The sequence below is a fragment of the Thalassospira xianhensis MCCC 1A02616 genome, from assembly GCF_003326475.1.
Classification (GTDB): Bacteria; Pseudomonadota; Alphaproteobacteria; order Rhodospirillales; family Thalassospiraceae; genus Thalassospira; species Thalassospira xianhensis.
Genome location: NZ_JPWA01000019.1, coordinates 1 through 17,739, shown reverse-complemented (window position 1 = coordinate 17,739; position 17,739 = coordinate 1). Strand labels below are relative to the sequence as shown.

The 17,739-nt window shown below is 56.5% G+C and carries 18 protein-coding genes; 4 read left to right on the top strand and 14 right to left on the bottom strand.

Annotation, left to right across the window (positions count from 1 at the left end; all coding sequences use genetic code 11):
- Positions 1 to 3 precede the first annotated feature (3 nt).
- From TH5_RS15370 to dctP, 6 genes are all read right to left on the bottom strand, one after another.
- Positions 4 to 267 (bottom strand): hypothetical protein, encoded by a 264-nt coding sequence (locus tag TH5_RS15370; protein ID WP_114122565.1) that lies wholly within the window; start codon positions 265 to 267, stop codon positions 4 to 6.
- Between the two features lie 935 nt (positions 268 to 1,202).
- Entirely contained in the window at positions 1,203 to 2,744 is a 1,542-nt protein-coding gene (locus tag TH5_RS15360; RefSeq protein WP_114122563.1) for a malonate--CoA ligase, read from the bottom strand.
- Between the two features lie 9 nt (positions 2,745 to 2,753).
- Complete coding sequence (locus tag TH5_RS15355) at positions 2,754 to 4,070, bottom strand: malonyl-CoA decarboxylase (protein WP_114122562.1); 1,317 nt, start codon at positions 4,068 to 4,070, stop codon at positions 2,754 to 2,756.
- A 1-nt stretch (position 4,071) separates the two neighbouring features.
- Complete coding sequence (locus TH5_RS15350) at positions 4,072 to 5,388, bottom strand: TRAP transporter large permease (RefSeq protein ID WP_062952432.1); 1,317 nt, start codon at positions 5,386 to 5,388, stop codon at positions 4,072 to 4,074.
- 12 nt (positions 5,389 to 5,400) lie between these two features.
- Entirely contained in the window at positions 5,401 to 6,099 is a 699-nt protein-coding gene (locus TH5_RS15345) for a TRAP transporter small permease (protein ID WP_114122626.1), read from the bottom strand.
- Between the two features lie 90 nt (positions 6,100 to 6,189).
- Positions 6,190 to 7,197, bottom strand: a complete 1,008-nt coding sequence (gene dctP / locus TH5_RS15340; protein WP_062952433.1) for a TRAP transporter substrate-binding protein DctP — start codon at positions 7,195 to 7,197, stop codon at positions 6,190 to 6,192.
- Between the two features lie 319 nt (positions 7,198 to 7,516).
- Between dctP and TH5_RS15335 the strand changes: the two genes are divergently transcribed.
- Entirely contained in the window at positions 7,517 to 8,194 is a 678-nt protein-coding gene (locus tag TH5_RS15335) for a GntR family transcriptional regulator (protein ID WP_062952434.1), read from the top strand.
- 32 nt (positions 8,195 to 8,226) lie between these two features.
- Positions 8,227 to 8,967: a TlyA family RNA methyltransferase gene (locus tag TH5_RS15330; protein WP_114122561.1), complete on the top strand. Its 741-nt coding sequence runs from the start codon at positions 8,227 to 8,229 to the stop codon at positions 8,965 to 8,967.
- Positions 8,968 to 8,998: 31 nt separating this feature from the next.
- Here the strand turns inward: TH5_RS15330 and TH5_RS15325 are convergent, their stop codons facing one another.
- Positions 8,999 to 9,427: a GlcG/HbpS family heme-binding protein gene (locus TH5_RS15325; protein ID WP_114122560.1), complete on the bottom strand. Its 429-nt coding sequence runs from the start codon at positions 9,425 to 9,427 to the stop codon at positions 8,999 to 9,001.
- A 96-nt stretch (positions 9,428 to 9,523) separates the two neighbouring features.
- Positions 9,524 to 10,453, bottom strand: coding sequence for a LysR family transcriptional regulator (locus TH5_RS15320; RefSeq protein WP_062958987.1), 930 nt, complete (start codon positions 10,451 to 10,453; stop codon positions 9,524 to 9,526).
- A gap of 130 nt (positions 10,454 to 10,583) precedes the next feature.
- Between TH5_RS15320 and TH5_RS25340 the strand changes: the two genes are divergently transcribed.
- Complete coding sequence (locus tag TH5_RS25340) at positions 10,584 to 11,582, top strand: DMT family transporter (protein ID WP_167443571.1); 999 nt, start codon at positions 10,584 to 10,586, stop codon at positions 11,580 to 11,582.
- 77 nt (positions 11,583 to 11,659) lie between these two features.
- Here the strand turns inward: TH5_RS25340 and TH5_RS15310 are convergent, their stop codons facing one another.
- The 6 genes from TH5_RS15310 to fabI all read right to left on the bottom strand — a co-directional run bounded on the left by TH5_RS15310 (position 11,660) and on the right by fabI (position 16,716).
- The gene (locus tag TH5_RS15310) at positions 11,660 to 12,055 is read right to left on the bottom strand and encodes a DUF2269 family protein (RefSeq protein WP_244204941.1); all 396 of its coding nucleotides are present in this window, start codon (positions 12,053 to 12,055) and stop codon (positions 11,660 to 11,662) included.
- A gap of 32 nt (positions 12,056 to 12,087) precedes the next feature.
- Positions 12,088 to 12,693 carry a TetR/AcrR family transcriptional regulator gene (locus TH5_RS15305; RefSeq protein WP_114122559.1) on the bottom strand — a complete coding sequence of 202 codons (606 nt, stop codon included), beginning with the start codon at positions 12,691 to 12,693 and terminating at the stop codon, positions 12,088 to 12,090.
- Between the two features lie 134 nt (positions 12,694 to 12,827).
- On the bottom strand, positions 12,828 to 13,460 hold the full coding sequence (locus TH5_RS15300; RefSeq protein WP_244204940.1) for a dioxygenase family protein: 633 nt from the start codon (positions 13,458 to 13,460) through the stop codon (positions 12,828 to 12,830).
- Positions 13,461 to 13,596: 136 nt separating this feature from the next.
- Entirely contained in the window at positions 13,597 to 14,619 is a 1,023-nt protein-coding gene (locus TH5_RS15295) for a hypothetical protein (RefSeq protein ID WP_167443570.1), read from the bottom strand.
- Between the two features lie 94 nt (positions 14,620 to 14,713).
- A complete protein-coding gene (gene aroC / locus TH5_RS15290) occupies positions 14,714 to 15,805 on the bottom strand; it encodes a chorismate synthase (protein ID WP_114122557.1) in 1,092 nt (363 codons plus the stop codon).
- A gap of 80 nt (positions 15,806 to 15,885) precedes the next feature.
- A complete protein-coding gene (gene fabI, locus TH5_RS15285) occupies positions 15,886 to 16,716 on the bottom strand; it encodes an enoyl-ACP reductase FabI (RefSeq protein ID WP_114122556.1) in 831 nt (276 codons plus the stop codon).
- 201 nt (positions 16,717 to 16,917) lie between these two features.
- Here fabI and TH5_RS15280 point away from each other — a divergent pair.
- The coding region (locus tag TH5_RS15280; RefSeq protein WP_114122624.1) for a YihY family inner membrane protein at positions 16,918 to 17,739 on the top strand (822 nt) is incomplete at its 3' end.

Genomic DNA, 17,739 nt, shown 5'->3' with positions numbered 1-17,739 from the left:
CCTTTATCCCGATCCTGTCCGCAAAACGGGCAGGCTGATATGACAGAGCGTGGGGACCTTCATCCCATCATGCTGATTTTGGCACTGTTTTCCAAGTGCATCCTTGGAACCGATGTTCAAGACAAACACCCGCCAGAATTTCCGACCGTTGGCGGTTTCGCCCGATGGTGGATTTGCCAGACGGCGCGGCCAGGCCAAATCCAGCCAGGCCAACCAAGTCCACGCCACACCCGGCCAATCGACAACCACGCTGCTCCAGTCGATCACCCTGATCTCTTCACCACCCGATGACAGACAACCTGCCGTGATCCTCCCATGCTGCCGCCGACACGTGGTCCCGCAAACCCTTGCCGCGCTGCTCCTTCGGCGGATATCCCCCGTTCGGAGAACACGGAAGGCACCGAACTCCCGTCAAGCCGCCGCAAGCTATCGCCCTGATCTTCGCTGCCCGATGACAGACTACCTGCCGTGATCCTCCCATGCTGCCTCCGGCACGTGGTTCCGCCAACCTTTGCCGCGCTGGCGCCTTCGGCGGATATCCCGCGTTTGGTGAACACGGAAATCCAAACAGTCGACGGACGCCAGCCGGTCGCACCAGTCGCATCGGACCATCCGCTCCAATAGACCCATCTCCCGCCGCTGTTTGCCACCTGCTGCCCAATTCTGCCAGCCGCTGCCGATTGCAATCTTGCAGCCACTCCGCGAACAAGGCGCACCTCTCCCGTCATGGCCCATCATGAGCCGCCGCTTGCCAGATGCTGCCCGGCGCAGCCCAGCCGCTGTCGATCACAATTTTACCGGTTGCCTTGCCAACAAGGCGCACTTCTCCCGTCTTGACCTTTGGGTGACCTTGGGGTGGGTTAGGACACGGGCGCAAAACCTCCGTAATGGCTTTTCCACCCGCCAGTCATCATCCGGCGATGTTGCCGCCGGATCGGTCTGTCTTTGTGCCGCTGCATCATCATCACTTTCATCTGGCCCAAAACGCAAAAACCCGCAAAGCGCATCACGCTTTGCGGGTTTTCGTCCGGGCGCTTTTATCCCGTTGACTTTTCTTTTCTATCAGAATAAAAAGAACAAATCAAGAACTTTTTGAGAATCCGCGCAAAAAAAAATCACCGGCCAGAATTTCCGACCGGTGAAGGAGTTTGGCTGTCTGCAAGACAGCAGGGAGACACGGGAAAACGAAACAGAGCGTGCAATTACCCGTTGGCAGATTTGCCGGACGGGGTTGCAAAGGTATCGGCATAATCCTTGCGCAGCTGGGCCTTCTGGATTTTGCCCATGGTGTTGCGCGGCAATTCGTCGAGCATCCAGATGCGTTTGGGCACCTTGAATTTTGCAAGCTTGTCCTGGGTGCGTTTGATGATCGCTTCGGCATCGGGTTTCGCCCCCTTGGCCGGGACGATGACACCTGCAACCGCTTCGCCGAAATCGGGATGCGGCAGACCAAAGATCGCGACTTCCTCGACCTCGTCATATTCGGCGATGATTTCCTCGACTTCCTTGGGATAGACGTTGAAACCACCCGAAATGATCAGGTCCTTGTCGCGCCCGACGATGGTGACATAACCATCTGCGCCGATGGTTGCGAGGTCGCCGGTGATAAAGAACCCGTCCGTGCGGAATTCGGATGCGGTTTTTTCCGGCATCTGCCAGTAACCCTTGAAAACGTTGGGCCCGCGGACTTCAAGTACGCCGATTTCACCGACCGGCAGAACATTGCCATCCTTGTCACAGACACGCGCCTCGATCCCCGGAAGGGTCGGGCCAACCGCCCCCGGACGGCGCTCGCCATCCAGCGGGTTTGACGTGTTCATGCAGGTTTCGGTCATGCCATAACGTTCAAGGATCTTGTGCCCGGTCCGTTCAAAGAATGCATCGTGGGTTTCCGCCAGAAGCGGTGCCGAACCCGACACGAACAGGCGCATATTGGCCACCAGATCCTTGTCAAACTTCGGATGGGCCAGAAGACGGGTATAGAAGGTCGGAACCCCCATCAGAACAGTGGCATTCGGCAGGCGTTCCACCACGTCATCGGCATCGAATTTCGGAAGCAGGATCACCTTGCCGCCATTGACCAGCATGATGTTGATCGCAACAAACAGGCCATGCGTGTGAAACAGCGGCAGGGCATGCAAAAGCGTATCACCCGGCCTGAAACCCCATGCCTTATGCAGGGTCAGCGCGTTGGAACCGAGATTGCCATGCGTCAGCATCGCGCCCTTGGATCGGCCCGTCGTGCCCGACGTATACAGAATGGCGGCAATGTCATCCTTGGTCACATCGGCGACGTCACCATGTGGTTTGGCATTGGCGGCCAGATCATTCAGGCTGCCATCGCCCTTGTCGCCAAGCGACAGGACCGCACCGACATTGTTCTGCGCGCCAAGGGTTTTGGCGGCATCAATATGCGCCGGGCGGCAGACAAAAACGCGCGGCGCGGCATCACCAAGGAAATAGGCGATTTCATCACCGGTATAGGCCGTGTTCAGCGGCAGGTGAATGGCGCCAAGCTGAAGGCAGGCCAGATAAAGCGCGATCACATCGGATGATTTATCGATCTGGGCAGCAACACGGTCGCCCTTGACCACGCCATGATCGGCAAGCACCGTGGCATAGCGCGCGGTACGATCCAGCAACCAGGCAAAGCTGCGCTCGGTGCCGTCGCGTTCGATCAGAAAAGTGCGCGAACGGTCCGCCGGGAAACGTTTGGTAAATTCGTTGAAAAGATTATCCGACATGGTTCTGTCCTAGTTTCCCGTAAGCTGCATGACCGATTTCGAAACGGCGATCTTGCCGTCATTCATCAGCGCTTCGTGGTTTCGTTCAATATCGTCAAGGTGATAGGCGTAATTGACCATCATCCCACCCGCCTGACGCAGTCCCTTGGACGATGTATCGCCAAGCCAGTTCAGGCGCTCAAGCTGCGCCCCATTGCCAAGATGGAAACGTGCGGTTGGATCAAGCGGCGATTTGCCGCGCTTGCAGGTCGCAAGATAACGTGCACACAGCATCATGGCCGGCTTTTTGAGTTCGGCGACTTTTTCCGCGTCATTGATCCAGTCGTCGTCACTCATCGCGGCAAGAACGGTTGCGGCGATATCGGCGTCGTCCGACTTGCTTTTCTGACGGGTGCGCAGCCATCCCATAAAGCCCGGAATGGGCGACAGGGTGGCGAATTGTCTGAGTTTCGGGAACTCGCGTTTCAGCTCCTCGACCACCTGTTTGATCAGGAAGTTGCCAAATGAAATACCCTTAAGGCCCGATTGGCAGTTGCTGATCGAATAGAAGATCGCGGTATTGGCCTTCTGCGGTGCCGTTCCATCGATTTCCGGTGCCAGAAGCGCCTGAACGCTATCGGCAAGTCCGTGCACAAGGGCAACTTCAACAAAGATCAGCGGATCATCGGGGATCGCCGGATGGAAGAAGGCAAAGCATTTGCGATCCGTCGCCAGACGACGGCGCAAATCATCCCAGCCCTTGATTTCATGAACCGCTTCATAGCGGATCAGTTTTTCAAGGATGGCGGCCGACGTATCCCAATCGATATGGCGCAGTTCAAGAAAGCCGCGATTGAACCAGCTTGTCAGCAGGTGCTGCATATCGGCGTCAAGCGGTTCAAGGTGGCGATTTTCCTTGATCAGCCCCAGAAGCGTTTCACGCATATCGACAATCGCGCGTGTACCGCCCGGTGCCATATTGATCCGGCGCAAAAGCTCCTGCCGGGCGGGTTCTGACGCATGGGTCAGAACCGCCAGATTGGCTTCGGACGGATCATTGGCAAAGGCCTCGCTTGCCTTTTTGACTTCGGTGCGGTTGGCACTGAAATCATTTTGCATCATCTCGAAAAAGCGCAGATGATCCTCTTCCGGCAGGGTTTCCCACATGCGGACCACTTCGCGGGCAACGGCCGTTCCGCGGGCCTCGCCCTTTTGCGACACAAGGTCCTTGCACATCGCTTTAAGCTGGGCAAACGGGTCCTGCGGTGTCGAAAGCGGCAGGTCAAGAAGCTCCCGGCCACGATCGGCAATACTGGATATCCAGCTTCTGACGGAAATTCCGGACATTTTAGCGTCCCCCTATGACCGTTTCGGGAAGCCAGGTGGCGATTTGCGGGAAGAAGCACAGGATCACAATGGCAACCACCATGCACAGCACATAGGGCATCGCCCCTTTCAGGATCGTCTGCAGGCGGATATCGGGTGCAATCCCGTTGATGACATAAAGGTTCAGGCCAACCGGCGGGGTAATCAGGCCGATTTCCATGTTGATCGTCAGGATCACGGCGAACCAGTAGGGATCAAACCCGGCATTGACGATAACCGGCAGAAGGATCGGGGCCGACATCAGGATCACGGCAACCGGTGGCAGGAAGAAACCGCTGATCAGCAGGAACACGTTGATGAAACCCATCAGGACCCAGCGGTTGACGTCAAGGGCGGAAATCCACTGTGCAATCGACTGGGTGATGAACAGCGAGGACAGCATATAGCTGAACAGACCGGCAGCCCCGATGATCAGAAGGATCATCACCGACTCTTTGGTCGTGTCGCGCATGATGTTCCAAAGCTTGCCCGGCTGCCACATGCGATAAATGATCATCGCGACAATCAGGCAGAACAGCGCACCAACACCCGCCGTTTCCGAAGGCGTTGCCACCCCGCCATACAGCGCGAACAGAACCGCACAGATAATGACGATGAAGGGCAGGACGCGCGGAAGGATTTCAAATTTTTCCTTCCAGCTATAGGTCACCGATGCCAGTGCAACCGATGCATTTCCCTGACGCCAGGTCGAAAAAAGCGACCATGCCATGAACAGTGCCGTCAGCATCAGACCGGGCAGAAGACCGGCAAGGAACAGCCGCCCGATCGATGTGTCGGTGGAGATACCATAAACAATCATGGTGACACTTGGCGGGATCAGAATGCCAAGCGTACCGCCCGCTGCAATCGAACCTGCCGCAACCGAGCTCGGGAAGCCGCGTTCACGCATGGCGGGGATGCCCATTTTGCCAATCGCGGCACAGGTCGCCGGTGATGATCCCGACAGGGCTGAAAAGATCGCGCATGCCCCCAGGTTGGAAATAACCAATCCTCCCGGCACACGCGTTAACCAGCGATCAAGAACGGAATAAAGATCCCCGCCCGCACGGGACGATGCGACAACCGCCCCCATCAGGATAAACATCGGGATCGCGAGAACTTCGAAACTTTCGAGTTTGGAAAACAGGATTTCAGGCAGCAGCGGTAACGCACTTGCGCCATCGAAAATCCAGATAAAGCCGACACCAACCATCAGAAGCCCGATGCCGACCGGAATGCCGGAAAACAGGATCAGGGTGGTGACAATGCCAACGAGTGCTGCGAGTGAAAGCGGATCCATTGCACCAGCTCCTTAAAACGGGTTGTCTTCGATATGGAAGGCTTTCGACCGGTTGGTCAGAAGGCACAGCAGATCGGCGAATAATTGCAGGAACAGCAGGCCAAAACCGACTGGCAGCATCAGGTAGGGTTTCCAGAGTTCAGCCGCCCAGATGGTCGGGGATTTCCATCCGCCCTGATAGGCTTCGATGACCAGTTCGATGCCGTAAAAGGCAAACAGGCCGCTGATGCCAAGGCCGCACAGCAGGGTCGCAACCGCAAGCAGCTTGCGCGCACCACGTTTCAGATACATCGGCAGCAGATCGACATTCACATGCCCGCGCAGAAGCTGGACATAGGGAAGCCCGATCAGGGTGCCGCCGATCATCAGGTAAATCACGGCCTCCGTCTGCCAGACGGTGGACGAGTTCAGGATGTAACGGATAAAGACAAGCTGGCAGATCAGCAGCATGGCGATGAAGAACATCGATGCCGCGGCAACACCGCAGGCCTTTGACAGGAAATGAACGACATTGATCGCATGATCGAGCGGGCCACGCGGTGCCATCGGGGCAGGGCGCGCGCCATTTCCGTTGCTGCCGGTTTTTTCAGGCAGCGGTTCGACATCGGGTGGCGGCGGGAAACTGTTATGGTTTGACCGGGCACGCGGGGCCGGATTGCCATCGTCGGGCAGGTCAACCGGTAAGGAATTGGGAAAAACTGCGTTCGCCACGCTGGGACTCCTGAAGATCAAGGTCGTCGCAAAAAAGCGGAAAAGAAGTGGCGCCGGCATGCAGGGCATGCACCCGGCGCCACGACACCATTATTCGACAGAAAGAGCCATATCGAGCATTTCCTGACCGCCCGGGGTTTCTTCGACAAACTTGGCATAGGACGTCTGCTTGGCGAGGTCCTGCCATGCCTTGAAGTCGGCGTCGGTCAGATCGGCAATTTCAACACCGGCATCCTTGAAGACCGTGACACTGGCGGCATCTTCTTTCCGTGCTTCTTCGGAATAGAAGGCCTCGGCCTTTTTGGCAGCCGCAGCAAGGGCGTCTTTCTGGGCGTCGTTCAGACCGTCATAGGTTTTCTTCGACATCAGAACCGGCTGATACATGAACCACAGCGCGTTGGCACCCGCCGGGGTATAGCATTTGACCTGCTCATAGATGCGATACGAAACGAAGCTGGACGAACTGGTGTTGGTGGCATCCAGAACACCGGTCTGCATCGCCGGATAGATTTCCGAGCTTGGCATTGCGGCGATGGACGCACCGGCACCCTGAAGCATCTGTTCGAAGGATTTGCCGGCTGCACGAATCTGCAGGCCTTTGACATCATCCGGAACCCGGATGCAGCCCTTGGTCGAGGCAAAGCCACCGGCCAGCCAGCCCTTGGCAATGGTAACAACCCCGTTTTCGTTCAGGAGTTCTTCCATTTTTGCCATGAAGGGCGAGTTATTCAGACGATCGGCATGGTCATGGTTTTTCACCAGTGCCGGCATCAGGGTCAGGTTGGTTGCCGGAATACGGCCACCGGCATAGGCCAGCGGATAAACAATCATGTCAAGCTGACCGCGTTCCATCGGAGTCCACTGTTCGTTCGCCTTGAACAGCGAACCGGACGGGAAAATCTGGATTTCCAGATCGACATTGGCGGCTTTGACTTCGTCGGCAATGATCTGCGCGACTTTATGGCGAACATCGCCGGTCGACCACTGGTGCGACAGCTTGAGCGTTTCCGCATCAGCGTTCGAAGACATACCGAAGGCGGCGATGGACAGGGTGATGGCGGCGACAGACGCCGACAGAGTACGTTTGAAAATCTTCATCTTTTCCTCCCGGATGAAGCATGCGTTTCTGGATGCATTCATGACGCGTTTGCACGTCTTTTTATTGGTGCGGATTTCGCAATATCAAAAAGCGTTACAGATTTCTGGCATCCTGTCTACGTCTTTTTGTATACCAGAAATGTGTATTGCAGTGCCACAGATGTGCGCCTGAGGATTGCAGCCATTTTCCCGGTTTTCTGCGGTTGAATTTTTGCATTGCAGCAGAATTTCGATGCAAAGCAGCACGGAAAAGGCTTTGCGCGGTACCATTTTCTATGGTCTGGTATACCACGATTGCAGCGTAAGGATGAGGCTTCTCATGTCACGGAACGGCAAGCTCGCCACCGACCTGGTTCAGAAACTTGAACGCGATATTGTCACCGGTGTTCTTAAACCCGGCGACAAGCTGGACGAGCGCAGTCTTTCGGAACGGTTCGGCGTTTCACGCACCCCCGTGCGCGAGGCCCTGCAAACGCTGGCGGGGTCCGGACTTGTCGCGACCATGCCTCGTCGCGGAACCATTGTTGCCTCGATCACGGTGGCTGATCTGATTGAAATGTTCGAAGTCATGGCCGAACTGGAAGCCATGTGCGCCCGTCTTGCCGCACGTCGCATGCCGCGTGCCGACATCGAAAAGCTGATAGCGCTTGGCAATGAATGCAGCGAGCTTCAGGAACATGCGGATGCCGATGCCTATTACGAGGCCAACGTCAATTTCCACGAAGTGATCTATTCCGGTTGCCGCAACAGCTTCCTTGAACGCCAGACCAAGAATGTGCGCAACCGTCTGGCACCCTATCGCCGTTTGCAGTTGCACCGGCCGGGCCGGGTGAAAAAATCCAATGCCGAGCATTCCGAAATCCTCGAAGCGATCTCGACCGGCGATGCCGAACGGGCCGGAAAGCTGATGCATCAGCATGTCGCGGTTCAGGGCGAGGCGTTAAACGATCTTCTTGCCATCGTGCCGCGCGGCTATCTGGAACCATTGGCAAGCTAGACGCTTGCGCTGCTTTGCGTTAAAACCCGCGCATGGCAAAGAAACGTTTGGATCAATTGCTTGTCGAACGCGGACTGGTGGAAACCCGGTCCAAGGCGCAGGCTTTCATCATGGCAGGCAATGTCTTTAGCGGCGAGCAACGGCTGGATAAACCGGGGCTGCAATGCAAGGAAGACATGTCACTGACCCTGCGCGGGCAGCCCCATCCGTGGGTGTCGCGCGGCGGGCTCAAGCTTGAAAAGGGTCTGGCCGAGTTCGGCGTCGATGTTACCGGTTTTACAGGCATTGATGTCGGTTCCTCGACCGGCGGTTTTACCGATGTCCTGCTGCAAAACGGTGCGGCCAAGGTTTTCGCCGTCGATGTCGGGCAGGGGCAGCTTGACTGGAAACTGCGCAATGACGACCGGGTTGTCGTGATGGAAAAGACCAACGCCCGTCACATTACGTCCGAGCAAATTCCCGACCCCATTGATATTGTCGTCTGCGACGCCAGCTTCATCGGCCTTCGCACCGTACTTCCGGCAAGCCTTGATCTGGTCAAGCCGGGCGGCTGGCTGATCGCTCTGATCAAGCCGCAATTCGAAGTTGGCAAGGAACGTGTTGGGAAAAAGGGCGTGGTCCGTGAACCGGAACTGCATCAGGAAGTCTGCGACACCATTTCCGACTGGCTGGCAAATCTGCCGGGCTGGGAGGCGCTTGGCATCGCGACAAGCCCGATCACTGGGCCCGAAGGCAATGTCGAATTTCTGATTGGCGGGCGGAAATCGGCGTAATCAACGCCGATTCCCGCCAATAGTGATGGGCTTATTTACCGATCACTTTCAGGAAATGATCAATACCGGCCTGGGCACAATCCTGATCCTGCGGCGGGGTGCCGGAACTGACACCGATCCCGCCGACAACATCCCCATCGACCGATACCGGCAAACCACCGGCCACAATCGACAGGCGACCGCCACATTCGGAATCGATACCAAATGCCACCATGCCGGGCTGGGCGCTCGCTGCATATTCGTGGGTCGCCTTGCGCGCGCCCGCTGCGGTGAATGCCTTGTCCTGGGCGATGGTTGTGCTGGTGACTTTACCACCGTCCATGCGTTCAAAGGCAATCAGGATACCGGATTCATCGGTGATGGCAATGCACATGGGAATACCGATTTCGGTGGCGCGATTGCGTGCGCCTTCGATCAGTATTTTGGCATCGTCGATCGACAGGCGTTTGATGGTCAGCATCGGGCGTCTCCGGCAGGATGTTATTGAAACGGCTGTTTCTTGCCGGGGCATCTTATGGGCGTCGTTATCGGGCAATCAACCGCATAAAAAGTCTTTTCATATGGTGGAAGAAGCCGGAGCCATGGCAGGCGCAATTGTGCCGGTCAGACTGTGATTGTCTCCGTCGCTATCTGCTGGTGTTGACGGGGCAAGGGCCGCAATCGCACCAAGGGCGAGTTCCCGAACCGCAGGATTGGCCTGTTCGCGCACCAGAAGCGCGATGTCGATCTTTGGCAGTGGCGGTAAGGATGGATCATCAACAATCTGCATTCCGGCATATTCAGCCGTACAGCGTGGCATCGCCCCCAGCGCATGACCGCCATCAATTGCCGTGATGATCATCGAATTGGAGTCGCTGCTGTGGCTGATGCGAAAGGCGATATTCTGTTGCGACAGGACTTCGGTCACGGAACGGCGAATCACGCAGCCATCATGGAACATCGACAGGCGAAGCGGACGTGCCTGATGATCAAACCCGGCATCCGCCACCCAGACCAGTGGTTCGGATGTCACATGCAGGCTGGGCGTTTCGGGATCGGCGGTCAGAATCGCCAGATCAAGGTCGCCATTGGCGACCCGTTTGCCAAGATTGCGGCTGATATCGGCATGGCAGCTGATTTCAGTTTCCGGCAGGCGCAGGGCCGCAATCCGCAGGATTTCCGGCAGATAGATCGCGGCATAATCGTCGGGAAGCCCGATGCGCAGCACGGCCGGTGCCGCATCAAGAAGATCGGCCAGCATCTTGTCATTCAGACCGATAATCCCCTCGGCATAGGATTTGACGACAAGTCCGGTTGTGGTCGGGGTAATGGCATTGCGATCGCGCGTGATCAACGGTGCGCCAACGGTATCTTCAAGCTTTTTGATCTGCTGGCTGATGGCGGGTTGCGTGCGCAAAAGGCGCTCAGCCGTGCGTGTGAAACTTTGGGTATCCAGCACGGTCAGAAACGTTCTGAGCAGATCGATATCGACATTCAGAAGAGCCATAAGCGCAATTTATCCCGACAATAAGGCGAACCAATTTCACATCGATATAGCACCGCTGCAAGATAAGCGCTATCAGCCAGGGCGCATTTTGCACAACCTGCACCTCGCTATCGTTTCGAAAGACCAGACCATGCCGCGTGCCTTACCTGACATCCTTCGCAATGCCGGAAGTACATCTGTTACTCCCTCCGCCACCACGGATATTGCGCAGCGAGAAGAAGGATTAAAGCTGATGGCTCAGTCATCATTCTGGGCTATTGCGACCCTTGTTGTGGCTGCAATCCTGATGGGGCTTGGTCCGATTTTCGTGCGTTATAGCGGTGTGTCACCCGATGCCTCGGCTTTCTGGCGTGTCGCGCTCGCAGCCCCCGTGTTGGGCGCGACCGTCTTTTTGATGCCGGCAGGATCATCAAAACCGGCCAACGGAAATGGTGTTTCCGCGCGCAAGCGTGGTGATACGGGTTTGATGATCCTTGCCGGTCTTTTCTTCGCAGCCGACCTTGTTGCCTGCCATATGGCAATTGAAATGACGACGGTCGGCAATGCGATTTTGCTTAACAACCTTGCCCCCGTGATTATCGGGTTCCTTGGCCTGTTTGGCATTGCGCGCAAACCCGGAGTGATGTTCTGGTGCGGGGTGCCGTTTGCCGTTATTGGCGGCTATTTCCTGTTTCGCGCCAGTGAAACCGGCGCCGGATCCATGCGCGGCGATGCCTTTGCCGTTCTGGCCGCCTTTTTCTATGCCGGTTATCTGATTGTCATCAGCCGTCTGCGCCGTAATCACAGCGCGGTATCAATCATGTTCTGGAGCACCCTGACCACCATGATCGCCCTTGGCGTGATGATGCTGATAAAGGGAAACTTCGTTCTGCCACCCCATATGACAGGCTGGCTGGCGCTGATCGGGCTTGCGATGCTGGTGCATGTTATCGGGCAGGGAATGGTATCGGTCGGGCTTAAGCGCGTGGATGAAGCCACCGGATCAATGATTCTGCTGTTGCAGCCCTTTGTTGCCTCGATCCTTGGGGCGGTGATTTTGGGCGAGATGCTTAATCAGTGGCATATCATGGGCAGTGCGGCGGTGGTCGTGGCCCTTTTGATCGCGACCCGGCGCCGCCGCACGTTATAGGCGTTAACGGGCGATCATGAACCAAAGCGTACCGACCGGCAGCAACGTTGCCGCAATGCCCAGCATCGTCGAAAGCTTTACGCATTTGTCATAGGCCACCGGCATGGCGGCTTCGCCCGCCGCCCCACCGTTTGGGCGGCAATCCGCGACATATAGAGCTGCAAGGGCAAAAGCCCGACCAGCCACAGCACAGCCGCCATCGCAAACAGACTGATACCCATCGTCAGATGCGGGCTCTCGGAAAGTGAAGTGCCGCCGGCATGAAACAGCCCGACACCGCCAATCACCACCAGTGCCGCGCCAAAGGCGGTAAAAGCCAGATCGGTGACGTTCACCAGCCGGCAGGCAAAGGCAATGATCACTGGATTTTTCGTACGGTCCGCCAGGCTTTTCCAGACTGCGGTGACGATGATATTGCCCAGAAACAGCACGGCACCCAGAAGGTGAATGAATTTGACGGTGGTGTATTCCATCTTTGGCGGCCTTTGAATTGCGGATATCGGGATCAGGAATTTTCAGGGGCTGTCAGGTCTTCGGCAAGAAGCCCCAACACAAAATCATCGAGTTCCTGATCGGCAGGCGGGACGATCATGCCGTCAATCACCAGCATGGCGATGCCGTGTGCACGGCTCCATGCCGCAAGGGCGCGGTTATAGGCGGTGGCGGCCTCGTTCAGGGTCATATCGGCACGACGATTAACCGATGTAACGGCGCGCTGCAAAACATCAAACGCATTGTCCGCTGCCTCGCGGAGCTCTGGATATTGATCCAGTGGCGGGCGTTCCCGGCCAAAGATCAGGCGGAAATGCTGCGGGAAATCGACTGCGAAATGCACATAGGCCGCACCAAGCGCCATGATCCGTTCTTCGTGCTTCTGGACATTTGCCGCGACATTTTCCAGCCGTTCGGCAAAGCGTTCAAACGCATCAATCGCCACTGCCGCCAAAATGCCATCCTTACCGTCAAAATGGCGATAAGGCGCTGCTTCCGAAACACCGGTAAGCCGCGCCAGCCGCCGCAGTGAAAGCCCGCTCGGGCCTTCTTCGTTCAGGATGTTTTCGGCTTGTTGCAGCAGGACATTGCGGACGTCACCGTGGTGGTACTTTCCCATAAACTCGTATTCCGGTTTCTTGTATTTTTGACTATGTTAATGTTGTTAACATAAATGCCTGGCGCCGCAAAATGCAAGCCAAAAATGCCTGCAAAAGGATTCTTGGTATCGGAATTCGCCGGAAAACGCCTGAATCAGGCCAGAACAAAATCGAACCGCGCGATATCACCGTCAGATGCCTTTTGAACATCCATCAGCAGCGCCGGATTAAACAGAAAGTCCCGCTCGTTTCGGGCTTCACCGGGGAAGTAAAGCTGCGTGGTCAGAACCCGGTCATCCCCGTTTCGCACCTTGACGTGATAGTGCGGCGTGCGGCTGCCATATTCGGCGGGGCGGATGGTTTCGAAAAAGTACCGACCTTTGGCATCGGTTTTCTGATAACCGCGCAGCCGGAAACCGCGATTGTCATATTCGCCGTCGCGATTGGCATGCCAAAGATCGACGATTGCGCCACTAACCGGCTGGCAATCGCGGGTCAGGACAAACCCGATCAGAGTGACTGGATCGCCATCCGCATCGGCACGAAAATCGGATTTTTCCGGGGGCTGCTTGCTGTAAAACGGGCCTTCGGTGCTGCTGCGGGTTGGCTCATCATCGGTGCCACAGGATGGCGTGATGTCGCGTTTTATGGGCTGGGCGCGCAAGATTGGCGCAAACATCCCCATGGAAATGCCGGAAATGCCGGTCGCGCTGGCGGCAAGCCAGCCTTGCAACAGGCTGCGGCGGGTTGGTATGGCATGACTTTGCTCACGTCCTGATAACGGCATGCGGTATTGCCCCTTTCATCACCATCAGGCATCTAGCCGCACGTGGAATGCGGTCTGCCTAATAAAAGCGAGATAGCGGCTTTGGCCCAAAAATCAACGCCCTCATGCAATTTGTGATGAAAAGCGATTGGCGAATTCAGGCAGGCGTTGTTGATGTTGCCTTGTCAGCTTCGACCGGTTGCGAGGCAGCAGAAGCATCGCCCCCTTGGTCCGTCGATGGTGTCGCGGGGGGTGGTTGTGGCACCGGGGCTGCGTTGCCGTTGGTGCCATCCGGCACAGCTGTGCTACCGCCAGACGTACCGGCTTCGGATGCAGGTGCCGCATCCTGATTTGCGGCTGGGTTCGCGGTATCGGAGGTGGGGGCAGGCGTTGGAGTGGCTGCCGATGCTGCCGCAGAGGATGTCGTGCTTTCCTGAGTTACCGGTACCGGTGTCATATCCAGGCTGGATGTGGCGGATAGGGGCGCTGCGTTACTCGTTTCCGGTGCTTTTCCCGGTTCTGCTGGTGTTGCGGGTGCCGTTGTCGAAGCAGGATCAACCGGTTTTGCCGGTGCGGCGGGCTCGTCCGGCGTGATCGAAAGCGTTGCGGTCGGCGACGGGGTCGGGGAGGCTTTATCATGATCAGGGCGGATCAGGAAGCGGTCGGACAGGGTGTCGCGCCCAACCAGAAGAGGTTGGGTAATGCCCGGTACTTCCAGCAGGCCAAGTTCAACATCACAGACAACACCGCGCAGAACCAGCTTCGTTCTGATCACGGGGGCTCGCACCGGGGTGCTGTTGGCGCTGGTTGTGATCTGCCGGAAGGTGCTTGCCGGCATGGCAAGACGCCAGGTGATCTGTCGCTGGATCAATTTGGAATTGTCACCAGGTGCGCTGTCGACAGTCAGCGAAAAGGATACTTTGACAAGCGGGGTTGTGTCTGCGTTACCGGGCGTTCCGGCACTGCTTTCGGTTTCGTCATCGGGTTCCTCGACCGTCAGGTCGCTAACGAAAAGGCAGCTTTGCGGGGCCGCGCCAAGGATCATCGAGGGCAGGGCCGCAATTCCCCAATCGGGCAAATCGACCGGTTCATCGGCATAAAGGACGGTGCGATTGCCCAAGCCACCATCCCGCCCGGCGGGCTTTGTGGCCGATGCCGGTTTGCTGTTGGATGCTAGCATGATCAGGGCTTTGTACAATGTCGGGTTCATGCACCATTGACGGTGCACGATCCCGCTTGTGACAGACTAGTTCAGGAAAATAATGCCGCCGGAATTACTTATTGCGGTTCCAGCCATCACACTGCCCGCGATGGCGCAGCAGATGATCGGCCAGAACGATGGCAGCCATGGCTTCGCCGACCGGAACAGCACGAATGCCGACACACGGGTCGTGTCGGCCCTTGGTCACCACATCAACATCCTTGCCGAAAATATCGACACTTTTGCGCGGTGTCAGGATCGAACTGGTCGGTTTGACGGCAAAGCGCACCACAACATCCTGACCGGAAGAAATCCCGCCCAGAATGCCGCCCGCATGGTTGGAGCCAAAGACCGGCTTGCCATCTTCGCCCATGCGCATTTCATCGGCATTTTCGATGCCAGTCAGTTCGGCGGCCTCAAACCCGTTGCCAATTTCAACACCCTTGACGGCGTTGATGGTCATCATCGCCTTGGCCAGATCCGCATCAAGCTTGTCATAGACAGGATCGCCAAGCCCGATCGGAACACCGGAACAGACAACCTCGATCACGGCACCGACCGATGATCCATCTTTGCGCAGCCCATCAAGATACTCTTCGAAAACCGGAACGGCGGCTGCATCGGGGCAGAAGAACGGGTTGTTGTCGACCTCGTCCCAGTTCCAGTTGTCACGATTGATTTCCTTGGTGCCCATCTTGATCAGGGCGCCGCGGATTTTGATGTCATCGCCAAGGATTTTGCGCGCAATCGCCCCGGCGGCAACCCGCATCGCGGTTTCGCGTGCCGAAGAACGCCCGCCGCCACGATAATCGCGAATGCCGTATTTTTCCCAATAGGTGTAATCGGCATGGCCCGGGCGGAACTGGTTTTTAATCTCGCCGTAATCCTTGGATCGCTGATCAACGTTTTCGATCAGAAGTCCGATAGGTGTGCCGGTGGTTTTACCTTCGAACACGCCTGACAGAATCTTGACCTGATCGGGTTCGCGGCGCTGGGTGGTAAAGCGCGACTGGCCCGGTTTGCGTTTTTCAAGAAACTGCTGGATGTCTTCTTCGGTCAGATCAAGAAGCGGCGGCACTCCGTCAACGACGCAGCCAATCGCCGGGCCGTGGCTTTCGCCAAAGGTGGTGAAGCGAAACAGGGAGCCAAAACTGTTGCCAGCCATTTCCGATATCCAGAATTCAGGTGTTTGAAGACAAAACGGGCTGCCAGCAAGGCAGCCCGCAAGATCATATCATGTTCGGATCAGGATTTCTGAACATTGATATCCGGTGCGTCTGCCTGTTTCATGCCAACGGTGTGATACCCGCAATCGACATGATGGGTTTCGCCGGTGACACCAGTTGACAGGTCCGAAAGGAAATACAGACCCGACCCGCCAACATCATCAAGGGTAACGTTGCGACGCATCGGCGAATTGTATTCATTCCATTTCAGAATATAGCGGAAATCGCCAATGCCCGACGCGGCAAGAGTCTTCATCGGGCCTGCCGAAATGGCATTCACACGGATGCGATCCGGACCCAAGTCATTGGCAAGATATTTCACGCTGGCTTCAAGGGCAGCCTTGGCAACGCCCATGACGTTGTAATGCGGCATCACCTTTTCCGCTCCGTAATAGGACAGGGTCAGAAGCGAACCGCCATCGGTCATCAGCTTTTCCGCGCGCTGGGCAATCGCGGTAAAGGAATAGACCGAAATGTTCATTGAAAGCGCGAAGTTTTCAGGCGATGTATCGACATAGCGGCCACGAAGTTCGTTTTTGTCGGAAAAACCGATGGCGTGCACGACGAAGTCCAGCTTGCCCCATTTTTCTTTCAAAGTTTCAAAAACGGCATCCATGCTGGCCGCGTCGGTCACGTCGCAGGGCAGAACGGTGTCGCTGCCAACAGACTCCGCCAATGGGCGGACGCGCTTTTCAAGTGCTTCGCCCTGATAGGTGAAGGCAACCTCGGCGCCAGCGGCGGCCACGGTACGCGCAATTCCCCAGGCAATCGATTTATCGTTCGCGACGCCCATGATCAGGCCACGCTTGCCAGCCATAAGGCCAGAAATGTTTTCGGCGGAAAAGCTCATTTTCCCTCTCGTTCCCACGATCTCTCTCTGGTGCGGGGCAGCGCGGAACAAAGCTGTGGCCCACACAGGAGGCATTTGACATTGGGCGCATCCTACACAAAGCGAAGCCAAGGTCAATCTGGCCTGTTTTATCTTGTGCGGTCACGTTATCCTGTTGATCAATTACACTATAACCAGAAATCGTGCAGGGATAAGTGTTTAATGGTTCCAATCGGGCAATTACTTAAGGACCGCACTGGATTTTGGCGCTACGCCATTATGCGATTTGTGCATGACAAATCCGTCGAACGCGCAGCGGGGCTTTCTTATACAACCCTTCTTGCCATGGTTCCGTTCCTTGCTGTTGCGCTTACGGTATTATCGGCCTTCCCGGTTTTTGAACAGTGGAAGGACCAGATCATGGGCGTGGTCCTGAACAATTTTCTGCCCGAAACTGGCGAACAGGTGACAGGTTACCTCAGCAATTTCCTTCAGAATACCGGACAGATGACAGCGGTGGGCACGATTGTGCTGGCCTTGACCGCGGTCATGCTGCTTGGTGCGATCGAAGGTGCGATGAACGATGTGTTTCGCGTTACCACTCCGCGCAAACTTTTGGCGAAACTCGTCGTTTTCTGGACCTTGCTGACGGTCGGGCCGATGTTGCTGGGGCTGAGTCTTTCGGTGGCATCCTATATTTTTGCCATGCGCTATATGGTCGGGGCCGACGGGCTGGGTGAACATATTGGGCAATTGACGTTTTTGGCCCCTTTCCTGCTATCCTCGATTGCCTTCTCGCTTTTATTTATCGGCATGCCGAACCGTTCTGTCGTGATCATTGACGGTATTTTGGGCGGCTTGGTGGCGGCTGGATTGTTCGAGGCGCTTAAAAAAGGGTTCGGGTACTACGTTATTAATTTCCCGACCTATCAGACGATCTATGGCGCCGTGGCGATTGTACCGATCTTCCTGTTATGGATGTATCTGACCTGGATTGTTGTGCTGCTGGGCGCACAGGTTGCCGCCGCCCGATCCGAATGGCGC

Excerpts from the sequence above, each read along its gene's own strand:
- TH5_RS15360 (WP_114122563.1), bottom strand. The coding sequence starts at position 2,744 with ATGTCGGATAATCTTTTCAACGAATTTACCAAACGTTTCCCGGCGGAC.
- TH5_RS15355 (WP_114122562.1), bottom strand. The coding sequence starts at position 4,070 with ATGTCCGGAATTTCCGTCAGAAGCTGGATATCCAGTATTGCCGATCGT.
- TH5_RS15350 (WP_062952432.1), bottom strand. The coding sequence starts at position 5,388 with ATGGATCCGCTTTCACTCGCAGCACTCGTTGGCATTGTCACCACCCTG.
- dctP (WP_062952433.1), bottom strand. The coding sequence starts at position 7,197 with ATGAAGATTTTCAAACGTACTCTGTCGGCGTCTGTCGCCGCCATCACC.
- TH5_RS15335 (WP_062952434.1), top strand. The coding sequence starts at position 7,517 with ATGTCACGGAACGGCAAGCTCGCCACCGACCTGGTTCAGAAACTTGAA.
- TH5_RS15330 (WP_114122561.1), top strand. The coding sequence starts at position 8,227 with ATGGCAAAGAAACGTTTGGATCAATTGCTTGTCGAACGCGGACTGGTG.
- TH5_RS15325 (WP_114122560.1), bottom strand. The coding sequence starts at position 9,427 with ATGCTGACCATCAAACGCCTGTCGATCGACGATGCCAAAATACTGATC.
- TH5_RS15320 (WP_062958987.1), bottom strand. The coding sequence starts at position 10,453 with ATGGCTCTTCTGAATGTCGATATCGATCTGCTCAGAACGTTTCTGACC.
- TH5_RS25340 (WP_167443571.1), top strand. The coding sequence starts at position 10,584 with ATGCCGCGTGCCTTACCTGACATCCTTCGCAATGCCGGAAGTACATCT.
- TH5_RS15310 (WP_244204941.1), bottom strand. The coding sequence starts at position 12,055 with ATGGAATACACCACCGTCAAATTCATTCACCTTCTGGGTGCCGTGCTG.
- TH5_RS15305 (WP_114122559.1), bottom strand. The coding sequence starts at position 12,693 with ATGGGAAAGTACCACCACGGTGACGTCCGCAATGTCCTGCTGCAACAA.
- TH5_RS15300 (WP_244204940.1), bottom strand. The coding sequence starts at position 13,460 with ATGCCGTTATCAGGACGTGAGCAAAGTCATGCCATACCAACCCGCCGC.
- TH5_RS15295 (WP_167443570.1), bottom strand. The coding sequence starts at position 14,619 with ATGCTAGCATCCAACAGCAAACCGGCATCGGCCACAAAGCCCGCCGGG.
- aroC (WP_114122557.1), bottom strand. The coding sequence starts at position 15,805 with ATGGCTGGCAACAGTTTTGGCTCCCTGTTTCGCTTCACCACCTTTGGC.
- fabI (WP_114122556.1), bottom strand. The coding sequence starts at position 16,716 with ATGAGCTTTTCCGCCGAAAACATTTCTGGCCTTATGGCTGGCAAGCGT.